The organism is Paraburkholderia ultramafica (assembly GCF_902859915.1).
GTDB classification, from domain to species: domain Bacteria; phylum Pseudomonadota; class Gammaproteobacteria; order Burkholderiales; family Burkholderiaceae; genus Paraburkholderia; species Paraburkholderia ultramafica.
In genome coordinates this window covers 112,808-136,733 of record NZ_CADIKK010000014.1, presented here as the reverse complement: position 1 = coordinate 136,733, position 23,926 = coordinate 112,808, and the positions used below count along the sequence as shown (strand labels likewise).

The following is a 23,926-nucleotide window of genomic DNA, read 5'->3' as shown; positions in this document are numbered from 1 at the left end:
TTTCGGGTGAGTTACAAGCGCGGCCTGGCCGTTGTTTTCGGATGCACGATCGCGGCCCTGGTGTCGTTCGCAGCGACGTATCCGCGCTTTTACCCGAGCCCGTCGCCCGCTGGCGCGCCTTCGGCCGGCGGCAACGCCACAGCCAAGCCGCCCGCCCCGACGCTCGCCGTCGAATTGCCCGGCCTGCCCGGCAGCAACAGCCCGCTGGCCTGGTCGCGCCTGACTTCGGCCGAGCATCTCGCGCTCGCGCCGTTCGAAGCCCAGTGGGATTCGTTCAGCGACGAACGCAAACGCAAATGGATCAAGATCGCGTTGCGCTACCCCAAAATGTCGCCCGACGCGCAAAAGCGCCTGCATGACCGGATGAGCGAATGGGTGCGCATGACGCCCGATCAGCGGCGCGTCGCCCGCGAGAACTACCAGGTATCGAAGGAATTGCCGCGCGAGGCTCGTCAGAACGCGTGGAAGGCATATCAGCAGTTGCCCGAGGAGCAGAAGGAACGGCTTGCCGCCAGCGAGCGCAAGCGGCGCCCGAGCGTCGTCAGCGCGCCGCCCTCGGCCCGCAACGAAATCAAGGGTCTTGAGCGTATCGTCAATGCGCGTGAGCACGGCGCAAGCGGTGTAGCGGCGGCGAGCGCCGCGGCGCTGCCGGGCCCGGCAGCGCCGCCGGCCATTCCGGCTGCGGGCAGTTTCGTGCCCGCCACGCCGGTGCCGGTGTCGCCGGCCGAAGCGCCGTCGATCTTCAACGGCTCCTGAGCCCGGTCACACTGTGTCCCAGCCGCTCACGACCTCGACACTGCCCGCCGCTGCACCCGGCATCGCCCCCACCGTTCGACGCCGCCTCGCGGCGCTGCTCTACGAAGCGCTGATCCTGTTCGGCGTGGTCTTCGTCGCCGGCTATCTGTTCAGCACGCTGACGCAGCAACGCAACGGCTTGACTCACCACAATATGCTTGCCGCATGGATCGGTCTCGTGGTCGGTCTGTACTTCGTCTGGTTCTGGACTCACAGCGGCCAAACCCTGCCGATGAAAACCTGGCGCCTGCGGGTCGTCGCCGCCGACGGCTCGCCGCTTTCCACCGGCCGGGCAATCGCCCGTTACGTGCTCGCGTGGCTGTGGTTCCTGCCGCCGCTCGCGCTGCATCCGCTGCTGGGACTTCGCTTGCCGCAGACGCTGGTGATCGCCGGCATCTGGTTCCTGCTGTGGGCCGCGACCGGCCGCCTCGACCCGCAACGTCAGTTCCTGCACGACCGGCTCGCGGGTACGCGCGTGATTGGGGTTGCGCGCTGAAGAGGGCGTGCTTGTGCCGGGCGGCCGTGCCCGGCCGGCATGCCTGGCAGTCCATGAATTCGCCGTTCGTGCGGCCACCCCTGCCGCAAGGTTCACGTCGACCGCGCCCTGCGCCGTATCATCCGCGTCACAACCCCCCCGCAGTAATAAGAACTTCTCATGACTGTCATGGCACAGTCACGCGCGCCTGGCCCAATACGGGCACTGCAACTCGACGCGTGAGCCATGGACCCCAAAACGTCCGCGACTTCCCTGTTCCGCCAGACCGGCCCGAGCGTCGACACCGTCGCGTTCCGGCCGGACCCCAGCCCCGGTCATCACGGCTTGCCGTTGCCCGTGACACCACCACTCGACGCCCACGCTGTCCACCCCGAAGACGAGAACACCGACCCGCACCGCTACCGCACCATCTGGCTGTCCGACATCCATCTCGGTTCGAGCGGCTGCCAGGCGTCCTATCTGCTCGACTTCCTGCGTCATAACGAGTCGGAGTATCTGTACCTCGTCGGTGACATCATCGACGGCTGGCAGTTGAAGAAGGGCTGGTACTGGCCGCAGGCGCATAACGACGTCGTGCAGAAAGTGCTGCGCAAAGCGCGCAAGGGCACCCAGGTCATCTACGTGCCAGGCAATCACGACGAAGCCGCGCGCCAGTTCTGCGACCTCGCGTTCGGCGACATCCACGTGCGCGGCGAAGCGTTTCACACCACGCTCGCCGGCAAGCGGCTATGGATCGTGCACGGCGATCTGTTCGACGGCGTGATCCAGCACGCGAAGTGGCTCGCCTATCTCGGCGACACGCTCTACACGATGATCCTGGTCCTGAACCGCTGGTTCAACCGGATCCGCAGCAAGCTCGGCTTCCCGTACTGGTCGCTGTCGCAGTACCTGAAGCATCAGGTGAAGAACGCGGTGAACTTCATCTCGTCGTTCGAGCACGTGATGACCGACGAAGCGCGCCGCCGCGGCTGCGACGGCGTGGTCTGCGGACACATCCACAAAGCCGAGATGCGCGACATCGACGGCGTGCTGTATTGCAACGACGGCGACTGGGTCGAAAGTCTGTCGGCACTCGTCGAGACGTATGAAGGCGAACTCAAAGTGATCTACTGGACCACGCTGCGCACCCCGCAAGTCGGCGCGCAAAAGGCCCGGGCGACTGCGTAGTCCCCTTAACCGCTATTGGGCCCGAATCGAGGAACAAGCCGATGAAGATCATGATCGTCACTGACGCATGGGAACCGCAGGTCAATGGCGTCGTGCGTACGCTGAAAAACACCACCCGCGAACTCACCGCGCTCGGCCATCGCGTCGATCTGTTGACGCCGCTCGAATTCAAAACGATTCCCTGCCCGACCTATCCCGAGATCCGCCTGTCGCTGCTGCCGCGCCGCAAGCTGCGCGAGCGCATCGACACTTTCGCGCCCGACGCGTTGCACATCGCCACCGAAGGCCCGCTCGGCATGGCCGCGCGCGCCTACGCGATCCGTCACAAGCTGCCGTTCACGACCGCTTATCACACGCGCTTTCCGGAGTACGTGCAGGCGCGCTTCGGCATTCCGCTCGCCGCGACCTACAAGTTCCTGCACTGGTTTCACAAGCCGTCGCTGGCCGTGATGGCGCCCACGCCCGTGGTCAAGCACGACCTCGAAAAATTCGGCTTCACGAATGTCGTGCTGTGGACCCGCGGCGTCGACCTGGAGATCTTTCACCCGATGGACTCGAAGGTGCTCAACTCCGCGCGGCCGATCTTTCTGTACGTGGGACGCGTGGCGGTCGAGAAGAACGTCGAGGCGTTCCTGCAACTCGACCTGCCCGGCTCGAAGTGGGTCGCCGGCGAAGGCCCGGCGCTCGCCGAACTGAAGTCGCGCTATCCGCAAGCGAATTATCTGGGTGTGCTCACGCAGGCCGAACTCGCGAAGGTGTATGCGGCGGCGGATGTGTTCGTGTTCCCGAGCCGCACCGATACCTTCGGACTCGTGCTGCTCGAAGCGCTCGCGTGCGGCACGCCGGTGGCGGCGTATCCGGTCACCGGTCCGATCGACGTGCTGGGCGACGGCGGCGCGGGCGCGATGCACGAAGAGCTGCGCGAGGCCTGTCTCGAGGCGCTGAAGATCGATCGCAACCATGCGCGTGCGTGGGCGGAGCGCTTCTCGTGGGCGGCGGCATCCGCGCAATTCGCCGCGCATCTGAAACCCTTGCCGCATACGTCGTATCGCGAGGAAAGCGCCGCCGCCTGACGCGGCGCGCGCAAGCCGTCCATGCGAACCAGCCAAGCCACTGTAGGGCGCGCGTCGAACGGCGCGCCCCACGCCGTCGGTGCCGGGAGCGCCACCGAACACGAAGCCGAACACACTGCCGCCGGCATCGAGCCGTTCGACGACGTCAGCGAACCCGCGCCGCCGAATCATGCAGACGCCGCGCATGGTTTAAACGGCAGCGACGGCGCGAACCTCGCGAACGATACACAACACGAACCGCTCAGCCCCGACGATCCGCTCGCACCGCTGCCCTTCAATCCGTACAAGGGCAATCGCGGTCTCACCCGCGCATGGCACGCGATGAAAAATTCGCTTGCCGGATTCCGCGTCGCGATTCGCGAGGAAAGCGCGTTTCGCCAGGAACTCACGCTCGCCGCGATCCTGATTCCCTGCGGCCTGCTGGTGCCGGTCGATCCGGTGTCGCGCGTGCTGCTGCTCGGCTCGGTGCTGCTGGTGCTGATCGTCGAGTTGCTGAATTCAAGCGTGGAAGCGGCGATCGACCGGATTTCGCTCGAGCGTCACGAACTGTCGCGCCGCGCAAAGGATCTCGGCAGCGCGGCCGTGATGGTCGCGCTCGGCATGTGCGTGATGACGTGGGCGCTGATCGTCGGACCGCTCGTCGCGCATTGGCTCGAAGCAGTGTTATGACGCCGCGTCGCATGACGGTCGAAGGCGTTTGAAACGCGCTCAGGCGTGCTCGAGCGCATTCACGTTGCGCGCAAACGTCCCAAACAACGAAAACCCTGAGTATCCGCGTGATATAAGAACGGTCGGTTTATAATCGTCCGACAGTCTCACAAGAAAACGCTGGGCCGCCCCAAGTTTTCCGCCCCGCAGGAAGTCCCCCGCCTCGAAGGAAGCCTTGGAGGATTGGGGGGATTGCCCCCTCGTTGGGGCCTCTCGCACAGCGACAGGTTGGGGGCGCTCATATACCAACCGCATCCGGGTGGACCACGCAGCAGCGGCACGCCGCCGCGCGCCCAGCCCGGCGTAACCAGGGCCGGACGACATGGAAGCCAAACCTCCCCGCCGCACGCGCGAACGGATTCTCGAACTCTCGTTGAAGCTGTTCAACGAAATCGGCGAGCCGAACGTCACGACGACGACGATTGCCGAGGAAATGGAAATCAGTCCAGGCAATCTGTACTATCACTTCCGCAACAAAGACGACATCATCAACAGCATCTTCAGCCAGTTCGAGCAGGAGATCGAAAAGCGTCTGCGTTTCCCCGACGACCATCGCGCAACCATCGACGAAATGTGGTCGTATCTGCAATACATGGTCGATTTCACGTGGCGCTACCGTTTTCTGTATCGCGACCTGAACGACCTGCTCGCGCGCAATCGCACGCTCGAAACTCACTTCAAGCAGATCATCAGCCACAAGGTGCGCTTTGCGAGCCAGTTCTGCGAGCAGCTCGTCGCCGACGGCGAAATGGTCGTCACGCCGGAAGAGCTGCACGTGATCGCCACCAACGTCGGCGTGATCGGCACGTACTGGCTGTCGTATCAGTTCGTGATGAACCCGCGCAAATACAACGAGCAGGAAGCGATTCGCGCGGAGCTGCATCAGGTGAGCGTGCAGATCGTGTCGCTGATGGCGCCTTATCTGCGCGGCCGCTCGCGGCAGATTTTCGACGACCTCGTGTCCGGCAAGCTGCCCAAGCGCGAGTTTTACGACTACCTGCCGCCTAGGGAAGGTGCCGCGCCCCGCAACGAATCGAAGGACGTTTGAGCATGAAGTCGGTGTGTGTGTATTGCGGCTCCTCCAACGGAGCCAAACCGTTGTATGCGGACGCCGCGCGCGCTTTCGGCCGCGCGCTGGTGCAGGCCGATCTCGCGCTGATCTACGGCGGCGGCAAGGTCGGGCTGATGGGCGTGATCGCCGATACGGTGATGGCCGAAGGCGGCCGCGCGATCGGCGTGATTCCCGAGCTGCTGATCAACAAGGAAGTCGGCCATAACGGACTGACCGAGCTGCACGTGGTGCCCGACATGCACCATCGCAAGAAGATGATGGCCGACCTGTCCGACGCGTTCGTCGCGATGCCGGGCGGCGCAGGCACGCTCGAGGAGTTCTTCGAGGTCTACACATGGGCGCAGCTCGGCTATCACCAGAAACCGGTGGCACTGCTGAATATCGACGGCTTCTACGATCCGTTGATCAATCTGCTGCTGCACACGGTGGACGAGGGCTTCATGCGCCAGACCTATTTCGACGTCCTGCAGATCGATGCCGAGCCCGCCGCGCTGATCGGCAAGCTGCAACGCTATCAGCCGCCCGCCAGCGACAAGTGGGCGATCAAACGCGACGCGGTCTGACGCGACCCGGTCTGACGCGACCCGGTCTGACTCTCGCGCGCCGCGCTCAGGCGTCTGCCACACCGGCCGCGCTGCCCGCGCGGCCTTCACCCGAACGATGAGGTTGCGATGACAAAAGCCGTTCTGATCACCGGTGGCAGCCGCGGCATTGGCCGCGCAACCGCGCGTTTGCTTGGCGCGCGCGGCTGGTTCGTCGGCGTCAATTACGCGCGGAATCTGGCCGCCGCCCAGGACACCGTCGCCGAAGTCGAGCGTGCCGGCGGCCGTGCATTGCCGATCGCCGGCGATGTCGCGAACGAAGCCGACGTGATCGCGATGTTCGACGCGCTCCAGCAGAAGTTCGGCCGGCTCGATGCGCTCGTCAACAACGCCGGGATCGTCGCGCCGTCGAGCCAGCTCGCCGACATGGACCTTGCGCGCCTGAAGCGCATGTTCGACGTCAACGTGCTTGGCGCGTACCTGTGTGCGCGCGAAGCCGCCCGGCGCATGTCGAAGGATCGCGGCGGCGCGGGCGGCGTGATCGTCAACGTCTCTTCGGCGGCGGCGCGCCTTGGTTCGCCGAACGAATACATCGATTACGCCGGCTCGAAAGGCGCCGTCGACACGATGACGCTCGGCCTCGCCAGGGAACTCGGCCCGCAAGGCGTGCGCGTGAACGCGGTGCGCCCCGGCCTGATCGACACTGAGATCCACGCGAGCGGCGGCAAGCCCGAGCGCGCCGCCCAGCTCGGCGCGGCCACGCCGCTCGGCCGCCCCGGCAGCGCCGACGAAGTGGCCGAATCCATCGTCTGGTTGCTGAGCGACGCCGCGTCGTACGTGACAGGCGCGCTGCTCGACGTTTCCGGCGGACGCTAAGCCACGCTGGTCTTCAGGCGCGGCCCGCGCCCGCTCCTTTCCCCTCGTTTGCCGTCCCCCACTACGAATTCCCGTCGATTTGACGAGGAATGAGGGCGTGCGCGCATAAACCACCAACAGCTTGCGCCTTTTCTGTAATCCACCGTAATAATATGGGACTACAATCGCAGCGGATCGCGTGCAACCGCAAGCGACGCAGAACCAGAACATAAGTACGCGGCCCACGCCGCCGCGTACGGCGACCAGAGATTCCCCGATGCAAGAAAAACCGTCCGCGCCGTGGCGCGCTGGAAATGTCGCGGCGACGACATCGACTCCAGCCGGTGCCACCGACAGCGCACACGAGCCCCCGCTGTCCCACCCGCTTCATGGTCCGCTCCGCGCCGCCGCACGCATGGCCGGGCACGGCGCAGGCACGCTCGGCGGCCAGACGGCGGAAGCGGCGACCCGCACCGGACCCGCCGCCCCTGTCAGCCCCGCCGATGAAGCCAGGCGCGCCGGCAGCGGCCTGCGCCGCTGGCGCGCGCTCACTGCGGTCCGTCCGCTGCTGTGGCTGATCGCGCTGGCGATCCTGTGTGCATGGCTGCTGCCGGGCACCTTGGGCCACGATCCGTGGAAGCAGGACGAGACCTACACGTTCGGCATCATCCAGCACATGCTCGACACCGGCGACCTGATCGTGCCGACCAACGCCGGCCAACCTTTCGTCGAAAAGCCGCCGATCTACGATTGGGTCGCCGCCGGCTTTGCCTGGATGTTCGGCCGCTTTCTGCCGTTGCACGATGCGGCACGTCTCGCGAGCGCGCTGTTCGCCGGACTGACGGTCTACTACACGGCACGCATCGCCCGCCGCGCGCTCGCTGCGTCGAGCTGGTTCGACCTGCGGGTGATCGGCACGCTGGCGCTGTTCGCCGGCACGCTCGTCGTCGTCAAACACGTGCACGACATGATGACCGACGTCGCGCTGATGGCCGGCGCCGCGCTCGGTTTCTGCGGACTGTTCGAGCTGGTGCTGCTGCATCTGCGCGACGACGCGCGCGCGTCGCCTGCCGACGCACGCTCCCGGCGCCCCGCGATCCTCAGCGGCGCGGCGATGTTCGGCGCGGGCGTCGGCGTATCGCTACTGGCCAAGGGCCTGTTCGTGCCGCTCGTGTTCGGCGCGACCACCGTCGCGGTGCTGATGCTGTATCCCGCTTGCCGCAGCCGCAGCTTTGCCGGCGCGCTCGGCGTCGCCGCGCTGGTCTGCGCGCCGTTCGCGCTGATCTGGCCGATCTGCTTCTATCTGCGCTCGGAAGCGCTGTTCAAGGTCTGGCTGTGGGATAACAACGTCGGACGTTTCTTCGGTTTTTCAGTGGCCCAACTCGGCTCCGAAAACGAGAGCCGCCTGTTCGTGCTGCGCACCGTGCTGAGCGTCGGCTTTCCGGTCGTGCCGCTTGCATTGGCCGCGCTCGCGGGCGGCGCATGGCGGCGCTGGCGCGATCCGCGCGTGGCGTTGCCGGCGATTTTCGCGGGCACCGGCTTCGCCGTGCTGCAAGGCTCGGCGACGGTGCGCGAACTGTACATCCTGCCGTTCATCGCGCCGCTCGCGTTACTGGCGATGCAGGGCGTCGAAAGGCTGCCGCGGCGTCTGCATGCGAGCTGGGACATGGCGAGCCGCGTGCTGTTCGGCAGCGTGGCGGTACTCGCGTGGATCGTCTGGTCGATCATGAGCAGCCCGTCGAGCACGCATGCGTCGCTGCACCTGCTCGGCCGCTGGTTGCCGCTCGATTGGGTGCTGCCGGTCAAACCCGGGCTGATCGCGGCTGCCTTGCTGATGACGTTCGGCTGGCTGTGGCTGCTGCCGCTCTTCAAGCACGCCGGCAAATGGCGCGGCGTGCTGAGCTGGTGCGCGGGCGCGATGCTCGCGTGGGGGCTGGTGAGCACCTTGCTGCTGCCGTGGCTCGACTATGCGAAGAGCTATCGTTCGGTGTTCGAAGAGCTCGGCGCCAAAATGAATATCGAATGGAACGTTGGCGACTGCATGGCCAGCGCCGGGCTGGGCGAATCCGAAGCGCCGATGCTCGCCTACTACACCGGCATCGAGCATCAGCCGGCCGCGGACACGCGCAACACCGAGTGCACGTGGCTGATCGAACAAAGCCGCCGCGACAATGCGCGCCAACCGGCCGGCGAATGGCGGCTGTTCTGGTCGGGCGCTCGTCCGGGCGACACGGATGAGTTGTTACGGGTGTTCGTGCGCACGCCGGCGGCCGCTCCGGCTGGCCGTGGCGACTAGCGCGAAGCATCGTCGCCGGGGTCTGCGCGTGACAACGACAACCTCGCGCGCTGATGCGCGCGCGTTCCGTTCCGTGGGCGCCTAGAAGGACGAACCGGGCTCGCGCAGAAACGCGGCTTCCTCGGCGGTCGACCAGCGCCCGAGCACCGCGTTGCGATGCGGAAAGCGTCCGAAGCGCTCGATGATTTCCGCGTGCCGCACGGCGGACCGGTAGTAAGACTCGCCACCCGTCTCCGCGTCGAGCTGTTTGAACAGGCGCAGCGATTCGTGCTGGCTGGCGAGCGTTTCGTCGTGCTCGAACGGCAGATAGGCGAACGCGCGGTGATGCGCGGTGGGCAACAGGCGATCGGCGCCGGTTGCAATCATCCGCTGCGCGATGCGCAATGCCTTCTGATCGGCGGCGAACGCGCGCGGCGTGTTGCGGTGACAATTGCGCGAGAACTGATCCAGCAAGATGATGAGCGCCAATGCGCCGAGTGGGGTTGTCTGCCAGTGGTCGAGCGTGGCATCGCCGGTGGCGTCATTCGCCGCATCGATCAGCGCGCCGAAGCGTTCCCGCAGCATCGCATCGAACGCTTCGTCGCGGGAGAACCAGCTCTTGCGCTCGTCGCCGAAGTCCGGCGTGTCCGGCGCGCCGAACCAGCAGTCGAGCACCGCGCGCGCCTCCGGCGCCAGTCCAGCGTAGTCCGCCAGCATCGTGTACGGTGTCTCGCGGGGCTCGTTAGCCATTGCGGTTGCGCATCCAGTCGGCGGTCTCGAAGAACGAGCCAAGTAGACGCTCACGCAACGGCTGCGCGAGCCCGATGTCCTCCATCGCCCACGCCATACATCTGAGCCACTGGTCCCGCTCGCTCGACGCGATCGCAAACGGCAGATGCCTGGCGCGCAGGCGCGGATGGCCAAACCGGCTGATGTAGTGATCGGGGCCGCCCAGCCAGCCGCACAGGAACCAGAAAAACTTGTCGCGCGAGCCGTCGAGCGACTCCGGATGCAAAGCCCGAATCCCGGCGAAATCCGCTTCCAGATCCATCAGGTCGTAAAACCGGTCGACCAGTTCGCGCACGCGCGCTTCGCCGCCCACCAGATCGAAGGCCGTCGGCTGCGCCGCGGACACTTCGCCGTTCAAATCGCTCATAACCTGCTCACCAGCCAGAAAGAAAGATCACGCGTCCCGCAGCGATTGCAACGCGGGCCGCGCCAACACATGCCGCAAGCTCAGCCAGCCGCCGACACCGGCACAGGCGACGCCGGCGGCAATCCCCGCCGGCAGCAGCCACGCATCGAAGCTCAGATAAAACTCGAACACGCGCGTCGCCAACACCCAGCCGATGATCTGCGCGCCGAGCGCCGCCATCAAACCGGCGAGCGTCCCCACCGCGACGAACTCGGCAATCTGCACCGCGCGCACCTGGCGATGCGACGCCCCCAGCGCGCGCAGCAGCGCGGATTCTCGCATACGCTCGTCGCGCGTGCCGGCGAGCGCCGCGTACAGCACCAGCACGCCCGCCGCGAGCGTGAACGCGAACAGGAACTGCACCGCGCCGATCACCTGCTGCAACACGCGCTGAATCTGCGCGAGGATCGGACCGGTGTCGATGGCCGTGAGATTCGGATAAACGGCGATCAGGCCGTCGATCGCCGACTGCTTTTCCTGCGGCAGATGGAAGCTCGTGATGAACGTCGCCGGAAAATCCTGCAACGCGGCGGGTGGCATCAGCACGAAAAAGTTGACCTTGAACGAACCCCAGTCGAGCTTGCGCACGCTCGTCACCGGCGCGTCGATCTGCAAGCCGGTCACGTCGAAACGCAGCATGTCGCCGGGCTTCACGTCGATCAGCTTGGCGAGCCCCTGCTCGATCGAAATCTGCGGAGTCTTCGTGTCGCCGTACCAGGTGCCGGCGGAGAGCCGGTTGTCGTCGGGCAACTCGGTCGTGTACGACAGGTTGAATTCCCGGTCCACCAGACGCCTGGCGTCGTCGCCCTTGAACGAATCAGGATTGACCGGCTTGCCGTTGATCGCCGTCAGCCGCCCGCGCACCATCGGCGCGAGCACCGTGCCGGGCACGCCGTGCGCGCCCAGATATTGCGTGACGGCGTCGCGCTGGTCGGGCTGGATGTCGATGATGAATTCGTTCGGCGCATCCGGCGGCGTCGATTTGCGCCAGCCGGCCACCAGGTCGTTGCGGGTCATCGCGATCAGCAACAGACACATCAGGCCGATACCGAGCGCGGTGATCTGCAACGCGCTCGCACCGCTGCGCCGCTCGAGCGACGCCAGCGCATAGCGCCAGCCGATCCCCGCGTTCATGCGCTCGCTGCGCACGACGCGCGCCGCGCCCCACAGCGCGAGCCGCGCGATGCACGCGAACACCAGCATGCCGCCGGCGAAGCCGCCCGCGACGATCCCGCCGAGCTTCAATTCGCCCGCCGCGACGATCAGCAGCGCGGCGAACAGCACGATGCCGAGCGCGTAGGCGGCCCAGGCGGTGCGCCCCTCCTCGCCCCATTCGCGGCGCAGCACGCGCACCGGCGGCACGCGCGTGAGCGGCAGCAGCGGCGGCAGCGCGAAACCCAGCAACAGCACGAGGCCGGCCGCGATGCCTTCGAGCGCGGGCCAGACACTCGGGTAAGGCAGCGCGACGTCGATCAGACTGCCGAGCCACGTCAGCAACGCGAGATGCCCGAGATAGCCGAGCGCGACACCGAGCGCGCCACCGATCAACCCGAGGCCCACGAATTCGAGCGTGAACAGCGCGCGCAGCGCCGCCTGACTGACGCCGAGACAGCGCATCGCCGCGCAGCTGTCCAGATGACGGCGCATGTACCGGTGCGCGGCCATCGCGATCGCCACAGCCGCGAGCAATGCGGTGAGCAGCGACACCAGCGTGAGGAAATGGCTCGCGCGATCGAGCGTCTGACGCACTTGCGGCTGGCCGTCCTGCAACGATTCGAGCGCGACGCCGCGCATCTTGCCGCCGTCCACCTTGTCATGCGCGAACTGCGCGAAGCGCGCCACCGACGCGTCCGCGCCCGCCACCAGCAGCCGGTAGGTCACGCGGCTGCCGAAGGTGATGAGGCCGGTCGACTGGACTTCGTCGGCGCGCAGCATCAAACGCGGCGAGAAGTTGACGAAGGAAAAGCCGCGGTCGAGTTCGCGAGTGATCATCGCGCCGACTGTGAAGCTCCGATTGCCGACTTTGACCGTGTCGCCCACATGCAGCTTCAGTGCGTCGAGCAGCGCCTGGTCGACCCATACGGTGCCGGGTGCCGGAATCGCTTGCGCGGGATGATCCGGCGCGCCGGGCGCCGGCGCGATCCGCAACGCGCCGCGCAGCGGATAACCCGGCGACACGGCCTTGATGGCGGCAAGCCGCGAGACCGGCTGCGCGCCGGTCGAATTGATCATGCTGGGGAAGATCGCCGTGCTGGCGGTGCTCAAACCGAGCGCCTCGGCTTGCGCGGCGAATTGCGGATCGACCGGATGATCGGCGCGCACGATGAAATCGGCGGCGATCATGCGCCGCGCGTCGCGCTCGAGTCCCTGATGCAGGCGGTCGGCCAGAAAGCCGACGCTCGACAACGCCGCGACGGCCAGCACCAGCGCCAGCAGCAACATCGTCAATTCGCCCGCGCGCCAGTCGCGCGCCGTCATGCGGATAGCCTGATGCAGCAGATCCCTGCCGCCGAACCGGCGCGCCGCCGTTGCGTTAGCGCGCGCCATCGCACCCCGTACCGTATCGCTCAATCGTGCCTGCTCCTGGCAAAACGCGACACCATGTGCGTGGCCATGCCGCGAAAACCGCCCTGTACGCCGCGCCAGAGCCGCGGCAGCGCCCAGCCGGCCAAAATCAGAAAGCCTACCATCAGCACCAGAAACGCGAGCGGCACGAACAGCGCGAGCAGCATGCCGCCGAACACGAGGCCGTCTTCAGCGGTCGAGGTGACGACATTCGACACCGGTTCCGGCGACAGATTGATCAGCGCGCGCGTGCCCGCTTTCGCCAGATGCGCGGTGCCCGCCAGCGTGCCGCCCGCGAGCGCGGCGACGGTCAGCAGCGCCGGATCGGCATGGCCGAGCGCGCCGGCGGCCAGCACCGCGCCGGCCGGGATGCGGATGAACGTATGGACCGCGTCCCATAACGAATCGAACGCGGGGATTTTGTCGGCGAGGAATTCGGTGACCGTCAGCACGGCCGCTGCGCCGATCACCCACGGCGAAGATAGCGCGGACAGCGTATCGGGGAGATGGATAAAGCCGAGGCGTTCGAACACGCCGGCCAGCAGGACCGTCAGATAGAGGCGCAGACCGCTGCCCCATGAAAGGCCAGCAGCAAGCGAAAGTGATTCAAGCATGGCCGCCTCCAGGCGCGCTGTGCGTGCCGGGCGCTTCGGCGGGTCAAGACAGGAGAAGCCCCAAACCGAAGTCGTCAGACCCGCGCCAAGCCGGCCGCGCCAAATAGGCCGCGGGCAATGTCAGGTTGGATTCGGTTTCATTATAGCCACGTTAATTCGCAGAACGTCGAGCGGCGAATAATTGGCGGCGCCGATGCGGCGCGGGCCGGGGCTCACGCGGGCGGGCCGGGTGAGCCGGATAATACGGCCTCGATACGGCCTCGATGCACACTACGGCCTCGAAGCACCGCCCCAACCCACGGCATCAATGCCCTGACGACAGCTTCAGCCCGACCAGACCGATCACGATCAGCGCCGCGCTGGCGACGCGCGCGACGCTCAGCGCCTCGCCCATCATCACGATCCCGAAGATGAACGCGCCGACCGCGCCGATCCCCGTCCACACGGCGTAGGCGGTGCCGAGCGGCAACTGGCGCATCGCGAGGGCGAGCAGCGCGAAGCTGCCGAGCGCGGTCACGACCGTGAACACGGACGGCCACACGCGGGTGAACCCTTCCGAGGTCTTGAGGCCGGCCGCCCACGCGACTTCGAGCAAACCGGCAATCAACAGAAGAAACCAGGACATGAGACAGCTCCATGATGAAATGGGGCCGTCCCCGTTTGTCGTACAAGCGTCAGGTCGTCCTTACGCGCCGCAATTATATCGAAGCGACGCGCGCGCCGCTGCGGGGCCGGGTCAGACCGCGCCCGCCAGCCGGTAACCGACGCCGGTTTCCGTGATGATATGTTCCGGCTGCGCCGGATCGCGCTCCAGCTTGCCGCGCAGATGCGCCATGTAGATGCGCAAGTAGTGATGGCTCTCGACATGCGACGGCCCCCACACGTCGCGCAGCAACTGCCGGTGCGTCAGCACGCGGCCGGCGTGACGCACGAGCGTCGCGAGCAGCCGGTATTCGATCGGCGTCAGGTGGATCGCGGCGCCGTCGCGCGTCACCTGCCGCAACGCGAGATCGACCGTGACCGCGCCGAAGCGCACCTGCGGCGACTCGTTCGCGCCGCCGTGATTGCGCCGCCGCATCTGCGCGCGGATCCGCGCCAGCAGTTCGGACACGCCGAACGGCTTGGTCAGGTAGTCGTCCGCGCCGGCATCGAGCGCGGCGACTTTCTCGCTCTCCTGGGTGCGCGCCGACAGCACGATCACCGGCAGCTCGCTCCAGCCGCGCAGTTCGCGGATCACGTCGAGGCCATCGGTGTCGGGCAAGCCGAGATCGACGATCACCAGATCGGGCTTGCGCGTCGCGGCTTCGACGAGACCCTGCTTGCCGGTTTCGGCGTCGTGCACGACGATGCCCTCGCCTTCCAGTGCCGTGCGCACGAAGCGGCGAATCTGCTTTTCGTCTTCAATCAGAACGACGGTGATGCTCGGGTCACTCATGGGTCGGCTTGGCCAGCGGGTTGAGGGTTGCAGCGCCGTCGATGTCGGTATCGGTATCGGCGTGAGGATCGGCTTGCATGCCTGTCTGATGATCGTCACGCACCAGCGGATCGGCGCCTTCGTCTTCCAGCGTATCCGGTGCGTCGGGCGGCGTGTCCACCGGCAGCGTGAACCAGAAGCGCGCGCCTTCGACGCGGCCGTCCGCGGACAGCCGGTTGAGCGCACCGATTGTACCGCCGTGCGCCTCGACGATCGCGCGGCAGATCGCGAGTCCCAGGCCGATGCCCGGCTTGGCCGACTCCTTCTCGCCGCGCGTGAATTTCTCGAACACGCGCGCTTCCATGCCGGCGGGCAGACCGGGACCGTTATCGTCGACGGTGACGCGCACCAGCGGCTTGTGGTCCGCGTCGAGCCGTTGCGCGCCGATCGTCAACGGCGTATCCGCCGCGGTGTACTTGGCCGCGTTCTCGAACAGGTTCGAGAAGAGCCGCTCCATCAGCACAGCGTCCAGATGCAGCAGCGGCAGATCGGCGGCCAGCCTGACCTGCACCGGATGACTCGCCAGCACGCGTTTGCAGGTGCGCAGCGCGGCGCCCACCGTTTCTTCGAGCAGCGTCCACTGCCGGTTCAGTTGCAGACTGCCCGCCTGCAAGCGCGCCATGTCGAGCAGATTCGTGACGATGCCGGTCATGCGCAGCGCCTCTTCGTGAATCGCGTCGACGAGGTCGTCGCGGCGTTGCGCTTCGGGGTGCGCCTCGGGGTGCGCCTCGGGGTGCGCTTCGGGGTGCACTTCGGGGTGCACTTCGTTGCGCACCTTGCGCGTTTGCGCCAGCATCGACGAGAAGCCGACGATCGTCGTCAACGGCGTGCGCAGGTCGTGCGAGATCGCGGACAACAGCGAGTTGCGCAAGCGCTCCGACTCCATATTGACGAGCGCGTCGCGCGCGATATCGACGTAATGCACCCGCTCCAGCGCCAGCGCGATCTGCGCGGCGAACGCGTCGAGCATGCGTTGCTGCTCGGGCACGTCCAGCTCGCGTTCGTCGCGCATCACGGCCGCGAGCACGCCGCGCGTGCGCATCGGCGCCTTCAGCGGCAGATACAGCGCGCTGGCGGCCGGCAGCGTGTCGGTGCCGTGGCCGGCCGGCTTCTGCTGATCGTAGACCCACTGCCCGACGTCGATGTCGAGCAGTTCGCCTTCGAGCGTGATCGCCGCGTCGGGGTCCTCGATCTTCTGTTTGACCTGATCGGCGCTGTCCGGCAACAGGATCGCGACGCGCGCGCCGAACACCTCGCTCACGTGCCGGCTGCCGATCCCGACGATCTGCTCGGTGGTCAGCGCCGCCGCCAGTTCGCGCGCCATCGCGTACATCGCGCCGGTGCGTTGCTCGCGGCGCCGCGCGACGCTCGCCTCGCGGCGCAGGCTCGACGTGAGATGGCTGATCACCAGCGAGGTCAGCAGCATGCCGAAGAAGGTCAGCAGATACTGCGTATCGGCCACCGACAGCGACATGCGCGGCGGCACGAAAAAGAAATCGAACGCAGCCACGCTCAGGAACGACAACACCACGCCCGGCCCGCGCCCCAGCTTCACCGCGGTGAAGATCACGCCGAGCAGATACAGCATCACGAGATTGGTCAGATCGATACGATCGATCAACTGGCTCGACAGCAGCGTGATGCCCGTGCAGATCGCCAGCGCGATGGCATACGCGCGCGGCGGCGAGCGGCGTTCGCGCGCCGCGCTCAGCGCCTCGCGCCACGCGTTCGCGGTGGTGTTCAACAGGTGCCGATGCTCGCCGCCATCGTGTTCGGACGATGCGCGAATCAGCGTGAGATCGAGCTCGCCCGCCTGCTCGGCGATCCGCTCGCCGAGCGGCCGGCGCAGCCAGCGCTTGACGCCGCTGCGCGACGACGCGCCGGCCACCAGCTTCGACACGTTGCGGGCCTGCGCATAGCCGATCAGCGCGGCGACCGCATCGGCGCTCGCGAGCGTCGCGGTTTCGGCGCCGAGTTCGGCCGCGAGCTTCAACGCGTTCAGCGTGCGTTCGCGGCGCGCGCCGGGCAAGCGCTGCAGCGCGGGCGTTTCCACATAGACGGCGAGCCAGTCGGCCTTCAGGCTGGCGGCCAGACGCGCGGCCGCGCGCACCAGCACCGGCGCTTCCGGGCCTGGCCCCACGCACACCAGCAAACGCTCGCGCGCCTGCCAGATACGCTGGATCGAACGGTCGGCGCGATATTCCCGCATCTGCGCATCGACACGATCCGCGGTGCGGCGCAGCGCCAGCTCGCGCAGCGCGATCAGATTGCCCTTGCGAAAGAAATTGCGCACCGCGCGCTCGGCCTGCTGCGGCAAATACACCTTGCCGTCGCGCATCCGGTCGAGCAGTTCCTCGGCAGGCAGGTCGACCAGCGTGACTTCGTCGGCGCGATCGAACACGCGGTCCGGGACCGTCTCCCAGACGCGGATGCCGGTGATCTGGCCGACCACGTCGTTCAGGCTTTCGAGGTGCTGGACGTTGACCGTCGTATAGACGTCGATGCCCGCGTCGAGCAGTTCGTAGACGTCCTGCCAGCGCTTCAGGTGGCGCGCGCCCTGCACGTTCGAATGCGCGAGTTCGTCGACCAGGATCAGTTGCGGCTTGCGGGCGAGCGCGGCATCGAGATCGAACTCGCCGAGCTTGCGGCCGCGATACTCGATATGCGCGAGCGGCAGCACGTCGAGGCCTTCGAGCAGCGCGGCGGTCTCGCTGCGGCCATGCGTTTCGGCGATGCCGATCACGACGTCCGCGCCTTCATCGTGGCGGCGGCGCGCGGCCTGCAACATCGCATACGTCTTGCCCACGCCGGCCGACGCGCCGAAGAAAATTTTCAGCCTGCCGCGCTGACGTTTCTCTTCGTCGCGTTGCAGCTTGTCGAGCAGCTCATCAGGATCGGGGCGGTTCATGCTCAATGGTTGTCATAGTCGTGCGGGCGGCGGTGTGTGCATGGTGGCACGGCGGCCGCCAGCCCGCAAATGGCGGCGCGGGTCCGGAAAGGCAAAAGGCAAAGGCGGCGTCACGCGGACGCCGCCTTTGCGGACCCCTGCGCCTTTAACCGCGCTTCATTTCGTCGAGCGCCAGATTCAGTTTCAGCACGTTCACGCGCGACTCACCCAGAATGCCGAACTGGCGGCCGGTCGTATAGCGGTCGACCAGCGTCTGCACGTCGTTCGGCGCGAGCTGGCGCGCTTTCGCGACGCGCTCGACCTGATAAGCGGCCGCGGCCGGGCTGATCTCGGGATCGAGACCGCTGCCCGACGACGTCACGAGATCGACCGGCACCGGCTTCGACATATCGGTGCCGGCGGCCTTCAACGCGTCGAGGCGGCCTTTGACTTCGTCGAGCAGCGCCGGATTGGTCGGCCCGAGGTTCGAGCCGCTCGAACCCTGCGCGTTATACGGCATCGGGCTGGTCGCCGACAAACGGCCCCAGAAGTACTGCGGCGCGTCGAACTGCTGGCCGATCAGCTGCGAGCCGACCAGCTTGCCGTTCTGCTCGAGCAGGCTGCCATTCGCCTGGTCGTGGAACGCGGCCTGACCGAAGGCGGTCATCACCGCCGGGTAAGCGAGTCCCGTGACGGCGGTGAGCACCGCGAAGATCACGATCAACGGACGGAACAGATTTTTCATGATGTGTTAATTCCTCTTAAGCCGACACTTTGGCCAATGCGTTCGCCAATGCTTGTCAAACCCAGCCGAACGCGGCCAGCACCATATCGATCAGCTTGATGCCGATGAACGGCACGATGATCCCGCCCAAACCGTAAATCAGCAGATTGCGGCGCAGCAGGATCGCCGCGCCCAGCGCGCGATAACGCACGCCCTTGAGCGCCAGTGGAATCAGCAGCACGATCACCAGCGCGTTGAAAATCACCGCTGACATGATCGCCGACGCGGGCGTAGCCAGATGCATCACGTTCAGCGCGTTCAGTGCCGGATAGGTGGTGGCGAACGCGGCCGGAATGATCGCGAAGTATTTGGCGACGTCGTTGGCGATCGAGAACGTCGTCAGCGAGCCGCGCGTCATCAGCATCTGCTTGCCGATCTCGACGATCTCGATCAGCTTGGTCGGGTTCGAATCGAGGTCGACCATGTTGCCCGCCTCTTTCGCGGCCTGGGTGCCGGTGTTCATCGCCACCGCGACGTCGGCCTGCGCGAGCGCGGGGGCGTCGTTGGTGCCGTCGCCGGTCATCGCCACGAGGCGCCCTTCGGCCTGGTGCGCGCGAATCGTCGCGAGCTTCGCTTCCGGCGTCGCTTCGGCGAGGAAATCGTCGACGCCGGCTTCGGCGGCGATCGCCGCCGCAGTCAGCCGGTTGTCGCCGGTCACCATCACCGTCTTGATGCCCATCTTGCGCAGCTCGGCGAAGCGCTCCTTGATGCCGCCCTTCACCACGTCCTTCAACTCGATCACGCCAAGCACGCGCGCGCCGTGCTCGCCTTTCTCGGCGACCACCAGCGGCGTGCTGCCGCGCCGCGCGACTTCCGTCACGGCGTTGTTGACTTCGCTCGGGAAACGGCCGCCGTTGGCTTCGACGTAGTTCTTCACCGCATCGGCCGCGCCCTTGCGGATTTCACGGCCCGGCGCCCCGGAGGAAGTCCCCTCTGGGTACAGATCGACGCCGCTCATCCGCGTTTGCGCGGTGAACGCGAGGAACACCGCATGCAGCGACGCCATATCGCGTTGCCGGATGTTGAAGCGCTGCTTGGCGAGCACGACGATGCTGCGGCCTTCCGGTGTTTCGTCAGCGAGCGACGACAGCTGCGCGGCGTCCGCCAGCGCTTCTTCGGTCAAGCCCGGCGCCGGCACGAACTGCGACGCCTGACGGTTGCCGAGCGTGATCGTGCCGGTCTTGTCGAGCAGCAGCACGTCGACGTCGCCGGCGGCTTCCACCGCGCGGCCCGAGGTGGCGATCACGTTCGCCTGCATCATCCGGCTCATGCCGGCCACGCCGATTGCCGACAGCAGTCCGCCGATGGTGGTCGGAATCAGGCACACCAGCAGCGCGACCAGCGCGGTGATCGACACCACGTGCCCAGCCTTCGCGGCCTCGACCGAGAACATCGAGAACGGCAGCAGCGTCGCGGTGGCGAGCAGCATCACGATCGTCAGCGCGACCAGCAGAATCGTCAGCGCGATTTCGTTCGGCGTCTTCTGACGCTTCGCGCCTTCGACCATCGCGATCATGCGGTCGAGGAACGCTTCGCCCGGATTCGCCGTGACCCGCACGACGATCCAGTCCGACAGCACGCGTGTGCCGCCCGTCACCGACGAAAAGTCGCCGCCCGATTCGCGGATCACCGGCGCGGACTCGCCCGTGATCGCCGATTCGTCGACCGACGCCACGCCGTCGATCACTTCGCCGTCGGCCGGAATCACGTCGCCGGTTTCGACCAGCACGACGTCGCCCTTACGCAGATCGGAAGCGGTCAGAATGCGGATCGGCGACTTCGGATGCGGCTCATTGAGCTTCTTGGCCATCACGTCTTTCTTCGCGCTGCGCAGCGACGCCGCCTGAGCCTTCGAACGGCCTTCGGCGAGCGCTTCCGCGAAGTTCGCGAACAGCACCGTGAACCACAGCCACAACGTGACCGCGAGAATGAAGCCCGCAGGCGCTTCCGCCTGGCCGCCGAGCGCGGCGATCCACAGAATGGTCGTCAGTATGCTGCCGACGTACACGCAGAACATCACCGGATTGCGGAACTGCGTGCGCGGCGTGAGCTTCTTGAAGGAGTCCACGATCGCCGGGCGCAGCAGCGCCGGGTCGAACATGGACCTGGTTGCATTATGTTCAGTCATTGAATCCTCGAATATCCCGTTTGCGCTGGTTCAGTCGTTGGTCGCGTTGATCGCTCAATGCGCGCCCATCATCATCAGATGTTCGACACCAGGACCGAGCGCGAGCGCAGGCACATAAGTCAGCGCGCCGACCAGCAGCACCGTGCCGAGCAGCAGCACGACGAACAGCGGGCCGTGCGTCGGCAGCGTGCCGCCGGTCACGCCGATGCGCTTCTTCGCCGCGAGCGAGCCGGCGATCGCGAGCACCGGAATGATCGTGCCGAAGCGGCCGAACCACATCGCGATCGCGGTGAGCCAGTTGTAGAACGGCGTGCTGACCGTCAGGCCCGCAAACGCGCTGCCGTTGTTGTTGGCGGCCGAACTGAACGCGTAGAGAATTTCGGAGAAGCCGTGCGCGCCGGGGTTGAGGATGCCGGCCTTGCCCGCATCGCTCAACACTGCGATCGACGTGCCGACCAGCACCAGCAGCGGCGTGAGCAGCACGACGATCGACACCATCTTCATCTCGTACGCTTCGATCTTCTTGCCGACATATTCAGGCGTGCGGCCGATCATCAGGCCCGCGACGAACACCGCCAGCAGTGCGAAGACGAGCATCCCGTACATGCCGGAACCCACGCCGCCGAAGATCACTTCGCCAAGCTGAATCAGCAGCATCGGATAGAGACCGCCGATCGGCGTCAGCGAATCGTGCGTATTGGCGACCGCGCCGCACGAAGCCGCCGTGGTCGCGATCGTGAAGATGCCCGACTGCGCGATACCGAAGCGCGTTTCCTTGCCTTCCGCATTGCCGCCCGACTGCAACGCATTCGCCGACTGATCGACGTGCAACGCCGTGAGCGCCGGATTGCCGCTCTGCTCCGCGCCAATCTCGCCGAACACGCAGACGCCGAACGCGATCGTCATCGCCGCGAGCACGGCCACGCCCTGCTTGCGGTCGCCGATCATCCGCCCGAATACCAGCGCGAGCGCCGCCGGGATGATCAGGATCGAGAGGATCTGAACGAAGTTCGAGAACGGCGTCGGGTTCTCGTACGGATGCGCCGAGTTGCCGTTAAAGAAGCCGCCGCCGTTGGTGCCGAGCATCTTGATCGCTTCCTGCGACGCAACCGGACCCATCGCGATGGTTTGCGTCTTCACCGGCGTATCGACCGTGACCGGATTGCCCTTCGCGTCCTTCACCGGATTGCCTTGCGCATCGAGTTTCGGCGCGGCGTAGGTGGTGGTCTGCAGCGTGGGTACGTCCTGATAGGCCTTGAAGTTCTGGATCACGCCCTGGCTCATCAGCAACGCCGCGATGACCATCGACATCGGCAGCAACACGTACAGCGTCACGCGCGTGATATCGACCCAGAAGTTGCCGATGGTTTGCGCAGTGTGACGCGCGAAGCCGCGAATCAGCGCGATCACCACCACGATGCCGGTGGCTGCCGAGAAGAAGTTCTGCACGGTCAGGCCGAGCATCTGCGTCAGATAGCCGACGGTTTGTTCAGGCGTGTAGTCCTGCCAGTTGGTGTTGGTCACGAAGCTGACCGCCGTATTGAACGCGCCGTCGACCGTCATCGGGCCGAACTGCTGCGGGTTGCCCGGCAGCCAGCCTTGCACGCGCAACAGCACATAAAGGAACGACACGCCGAGCACATTGAACGCAATCGTGGCGATCGCATAGTGCTTCCAGCTCATTTCCTTCGACGGATCGACGCCCGCGATGCGGTACAGCAGACGTTCGAGCGGACCGCCGAAACGGACCACGCGCGAGCTGCCGTCCATCACCGCGCCCAGATAGCGGGCCATCGGCACCGCGGCGGCCAGCAGCACGACGATGAACAGGCCCGCCTGCAGGACATTGTTCGAGTTCATTCAATGTCCTCCGCGCGCAACAGCGCATAGACCAGATAGATAAACAGCAGCGCGGTGGCCGCTCCGGACAACCAGAGGATCCAGTTCATGAGCGCTCTCCCTGGCCTCGACGGAACTGCATCAACTTCTCGCAGCCGGCAATCAAGCCAAAGGTCAGCGCGGCAAACAGCACCAGGCCCCCGACATACAGCACATCCATTTTTAGTTCTCCACTCACGGACTTTGGATAGGTGCAACGGTATGCCGAAGTGCGTAAAGGGCTGGTCAAAGATGGGGAGGCGCGTATAAAGATCGCGTAAACGAGCAAGGCCGTTCCATCGTGTGATAGAACGGCCTTGCGTGTCGTGCGCGGTATGGCGCGGGGTTGGCCGCCGCGTCGAGGCGGCTGCGTACTGCTACCTCCCGGATCCCCGCTTACGGCAGCAGCACGGTCGAGCCCGTAGTGCGGCGGCCTTCGAGATCCGCGTGAGCCTGACCGACATCCGCCAGCGCGTAACGCTGATTGATGCTCGTCTTGACCTTGCCCGACGCGATCACGTCGAACAGTTCCGCCGACATCGCCTCGTAATCGCTGCGCTTCGCGATATACGTGAACAGCGTCGGGCGCGTGAAGAACAGCGAGCCGCGTCCGGCGAACTCCGACGAATCGATCGGCGGCAGCGGCCCCGACGCATTGCCGAAGCTCACGAACATGCCGAGCGGCGCGAGGCAATCGAGCGAGCCCGTAAACGTGTCCTTGCCGATCGAGTCGTACACCACCGGCACGCCCGCGCCGTTGGTGATCTCGCGCACGCGCTTCGTGAAGTTCTCGCGCGTATAGACGATCGCGTGGTCGCAGCCGTGCGCTTTCGCGATCTGCGCTTTTTCATCGGAGCCGACCGTGCCGATCACGGTCGCGCCGAGTGCCTTGGCCCACTGGCACACGAGCAGACCGACGCCGCCCGCCGCCGCCTGGATCAGGATCGTGTCGCCGGCCTTCACCGGGTACGTGCGGCGCAGCAGATATTGCGCGGTCAGACCTTGCAGCATCGCCGACGCGGCCTGCTCGTCGCTCAACGCGTCGGGCACCTTGACGACCTGCGAGGCCGGCAGCACGCGCTCCTGCGCATACGCGCCGGGCGGGCGCGCCACGTAGGCGACGCGGTCGCCCGCTTGCAGACCTGTGACGCCCGCGCCGACCGCGCTGACCTCGCCGGCCGCTTCCATGCCGAGGCCGCCGGGCAACGGCAGCGGATACAGGCCGGTGCGGAAATACACGTCGATATAGTTCAGCCCGACCGCCGTCTGCCGGATGCGAATCTCGCCGGTGCCGGGCTCGCCCACTTCCACATCGACCCATTTCATCACTTCAGGGCCGCCGGTCTTATCGAATCGGATTGCTTTCACCATCATCTCCTTGACGGGGGTTTTGTTCGAGCGTTGTTCAAGCGGCCGCG

At 66.2% G+C, this 23,926-nt stretch carries 22 protein-coding genes; 9 read left to right on the top strand and 13 right to left on the bottom strand.

What is annotated here, in order from left to right:
- Positions 1–6 precede the first annotated feature (6 nt).
- The 9 genes from HV744_RS16685 to HV744_RS16645 all read left to right on the top strand — a co-directional run bounded on the left by HV744_RS16685 (position 7) and on the right by HV744_RS16645 (position 9,004).
- Complete coding sequence (locus HV744_RS16685; protein WP_175150578.1) at positions 7–756, top strand: DUF3106 domain-containing protein; 750 nt, start codon at positions 7–9, stop codon at positions 754–756.
- A gap of 13 nt (positions 757–769) precedes the next feature.
- Positions 770–1,291, top strand: coding sequence for an RDD family protein (locus tag HV744_RS16680; RefSeq protein ID WP_175150577.1), 522 nt, complete (start codon positions 770–772; stop codon positions 1,289–1,291).
- 225 nt (positions 1,292–1,516) lie between these two features.
- Positions 1,517–2,458: a UDP-2,3-diacylglucosamine diphosphatase gene (locus tag HV744_RS16675; protein ID WP_175150576.1), complete on the top strand. Its 942-nt coding sequence runs from the start codon at positions 1,517–1,519 to the stop codon at positions 2,456–2,458.
- A 41-nt stretch (positions 2,459–2,499) separates the two neighbouring features.
- A complete protein-coding gene (locus HV744_RS16670; RefSeq protein ID WP_175150575.1) occupies positions 2,500–3,531 on the top strand; it encodes a glycosyltransferase family 4 protein in 1,032 nt (343 codons plus the stop codon).
- A gap of 21 nt (positions 3,532–3,552) precedes the next feature.
- Complete coding sequence (locus HV744_RS16665) at positions 3,553–4,200, top strand: diacylglycerol kinase (RefSeq protein ID WP_175150574.1); 648 nt, start codon at positions 3,553–3,555, stop codon at positions 4,198–4,200.
- 361 nt (positions 4,201–4,561) lie between these two features.
- Positions 4,562–5,287 carry a TetR/AcrR family transcriptional regulator gene (locus HV744_RS16660; protein ID WP_175150573.1) on the top strand — a complete coding sequence of 242 codons (726 nt, stop codon included), beginning with the start codon at positions 4,562–4,564 and terminating at the stop codon, positions 5,285–5,287.
- Between the two features lie 2 nt (positions 5,288–5,289).
- Entirely contained in the window at positions 5,290–5,874 is a 585-nt protein-coding gene (locus HV744_RS16655) for an LOG family protein (protein WP_175150572.1), read from the top strand.
- Between the two features lie 108 nt (positions 5,875–5,982).
- Positions 5,983–6,729 carry an SDR family oxidoreductase gene (locus tag HV744_RS16650; RefSeq protein WP_175150571.1) on the top strand — a complete coding sequence of 249 codons (747 nt, stop codon included), beginning with the start codon at positions 5,983–5,985 and terminating at the stop codon, positions 6,727–6,729.
- A gap of 256 nt (positions 6,730–6,985) precedes the next feature.
- Complete coding sequence (locus HV744_RS16645; RefSeq protein WP_175150570.1) at positions 6,986–9,004, top strand: ArnT family glycosyltransferase; 2,019 nt, start codon at positions 6,986–6,988, stop codon at positions 9,002–9,004.
- A gap of 81 nt (positions 9,005–9,085) precedes the next feature.
- On the opposite strand, the gene HV744_RS16640 is transcribed toward HV744_RS16645, so the two are convergent.
- The 13 genes from HV744_RS16640 to HV744_RS16580 form a co-directional block, all read right to left on the bottom strand.
- Entirely contained in the window at positions 9,086–9,733 is a 648-nt protein-coding gene (locus tag HV744_RS16640; RefSeq protein ID WP_175150569.1) for a DUF924 family protein, read from the bottom strand.
- On the bottom strand, positions 9,726–10,139 hold the full coding sequence (locus HV744_RS16635) for a group II truncated hemoglobin (protein WP_175150568.1): 414 nt from the start codon (positions 10,137–10,139) through the stop codon (positions 9,726–9,728). Before HV744_RS16635 ends, HV744_RS16640 begins: the two co-directional genes overlap by 8 nt.
- 27 nt (positions 10,140–10,166) lie before the next feature.
- Entirely contained in the window at positions 10,167–12,725 is a 2,559-nt protein-coding gene (locus HV744_RS16630; protein ID WP_175150637.1) for an ABC transporter permease, read from the bottom strand.
- A gap of 20 nt (positions 12,726–12,745) precedes the next feature.
- The gene (locus tag HV744_RS16625; RefSeq protein ID WP_175150567.1) at positions 12,746–13,357 is read right to left on the bottom strand and encodes a DUF4126 domain-containing protein; all 612 of its coding nucleotides are present in this window, start codon (positions 13,355–13,357) and stop codon (positions 12,746–12,748) included.
- A gap of 304 nt (positions 13,358–13,661) precedes the next feature.
- Positions 13,662–13,982, bottom strand: coding sequence for a quaternary ammonium compound efflux SMR transporter SugE (gene sugE, locus HV744_RS16620; RefSeq protein ID WP_175150566.1), 321 nt, complete (start codon positions 13,980–13,982; stop codon positions 13,662–13,664).
- A 111-nt stretch (positions 13,983–14,093) separates the two neighbouring features.
- Positions 14,094–14,792, bottom strand: a complete 699-nt coding sequence (gene kdpE, locus HV744_RS16615; protein WP_175150565.1) for a two-component system response regulator KdpE — start codon at positions 14,790–14,792, stop codon at positions 14,094–14,096.
- Positions 14,785–17,739 (bottom strand): DUF4118 domain-containing protein, encoded by a 2,955-nt coding sequence (locus HV744_RS16610; protein WP_175150564.1) that lies wholly within the window; start codon positions 17,737–17,739, stop codon positions 14,785–14,787. The genes kdpE and HV744_RS16610 overlap by 8 nt, the downstream gene beginning before the upstream one ends.
- 145 nt (positions 17,740–17,884) lie before the next feature.
- Entirely contained in the window at positions 17,885–18,463 is a 579-nt protein-coding gene (gene kdpC / locus HV744_RS16605; protein WP_175150563.1) for a potassium-transporting ATPase subunit KdpC, read from the bottom strand.
- A 55-nt stretch (positions 18,464–18,518) separates the two neighbouring features.
- On the bottom strand, positions 18,519–20,630 hold the full coding sequence (gene kdpB / locus HV744_RS16600) for a potassium-transporting ATPase subunit KdpB (protein WP_175150562.1): 2,112 nt from the start codon (positions 20,628–20,630) through the stop codon (positions 18,519–18,521).
- A gap of 54 nt (positions 20,631–20,684) precedes the next feature.
- Positions 20,685–22,490: a potassium-transporting ATPase subunit KdpA gene (kdpA, locus tag HV744_RS16595; RefSeq protein ID WP_175150561.1), complete on the bottom strand. Its 1,806-nt coding sequence runs from the start codon at positions 22,488–22,490 to the stop codon at positions 20,685–20,687.
- Positions 22,487–22,579: a K(+)-transporting ATPase subunit F gene (kdpF, locus tag HV744_RS16590; RefSeq protein ID WP_042327527.1), complete on the bottom strand. Its 93-nt coding sequence runs from the start codon at positions 22,577–22,579 to the stop codon at positions 22,487–22,489. Before kdpF ends, kdpA begins: the two co-directional genes overlap by 4 nt.
- On the bottom strand, positions 22,576–22,689 hold the full coding sequence (locus HV744_RS16585) for a potassium ABC transporter ATPase (RefSeq protein ID WP_175150560.1): 114 nt from the start codon (positions 22,687–22,689) through the stop codon (positions 22,576–22,578). Before HV744_RS16585 ends, kdpF begins: the two co-directional genes overlap by 4 nt.
- A 215-nt stretch (positions 22,690–22,904) precedes the next feature.
- Positions 22,905–23,879 (bottom strand): quinone oxidoreductase family protein, encoded by a 975-nt coding sequence (locus HV744_RS16580; protein WP_175150636.1) that lies wholly within the window; start codon positions 23,877–23,879, stop codon positions 22,905–22,907.
- Positions 23,880–23,926 lie beyond the last annotated feature (47 nt).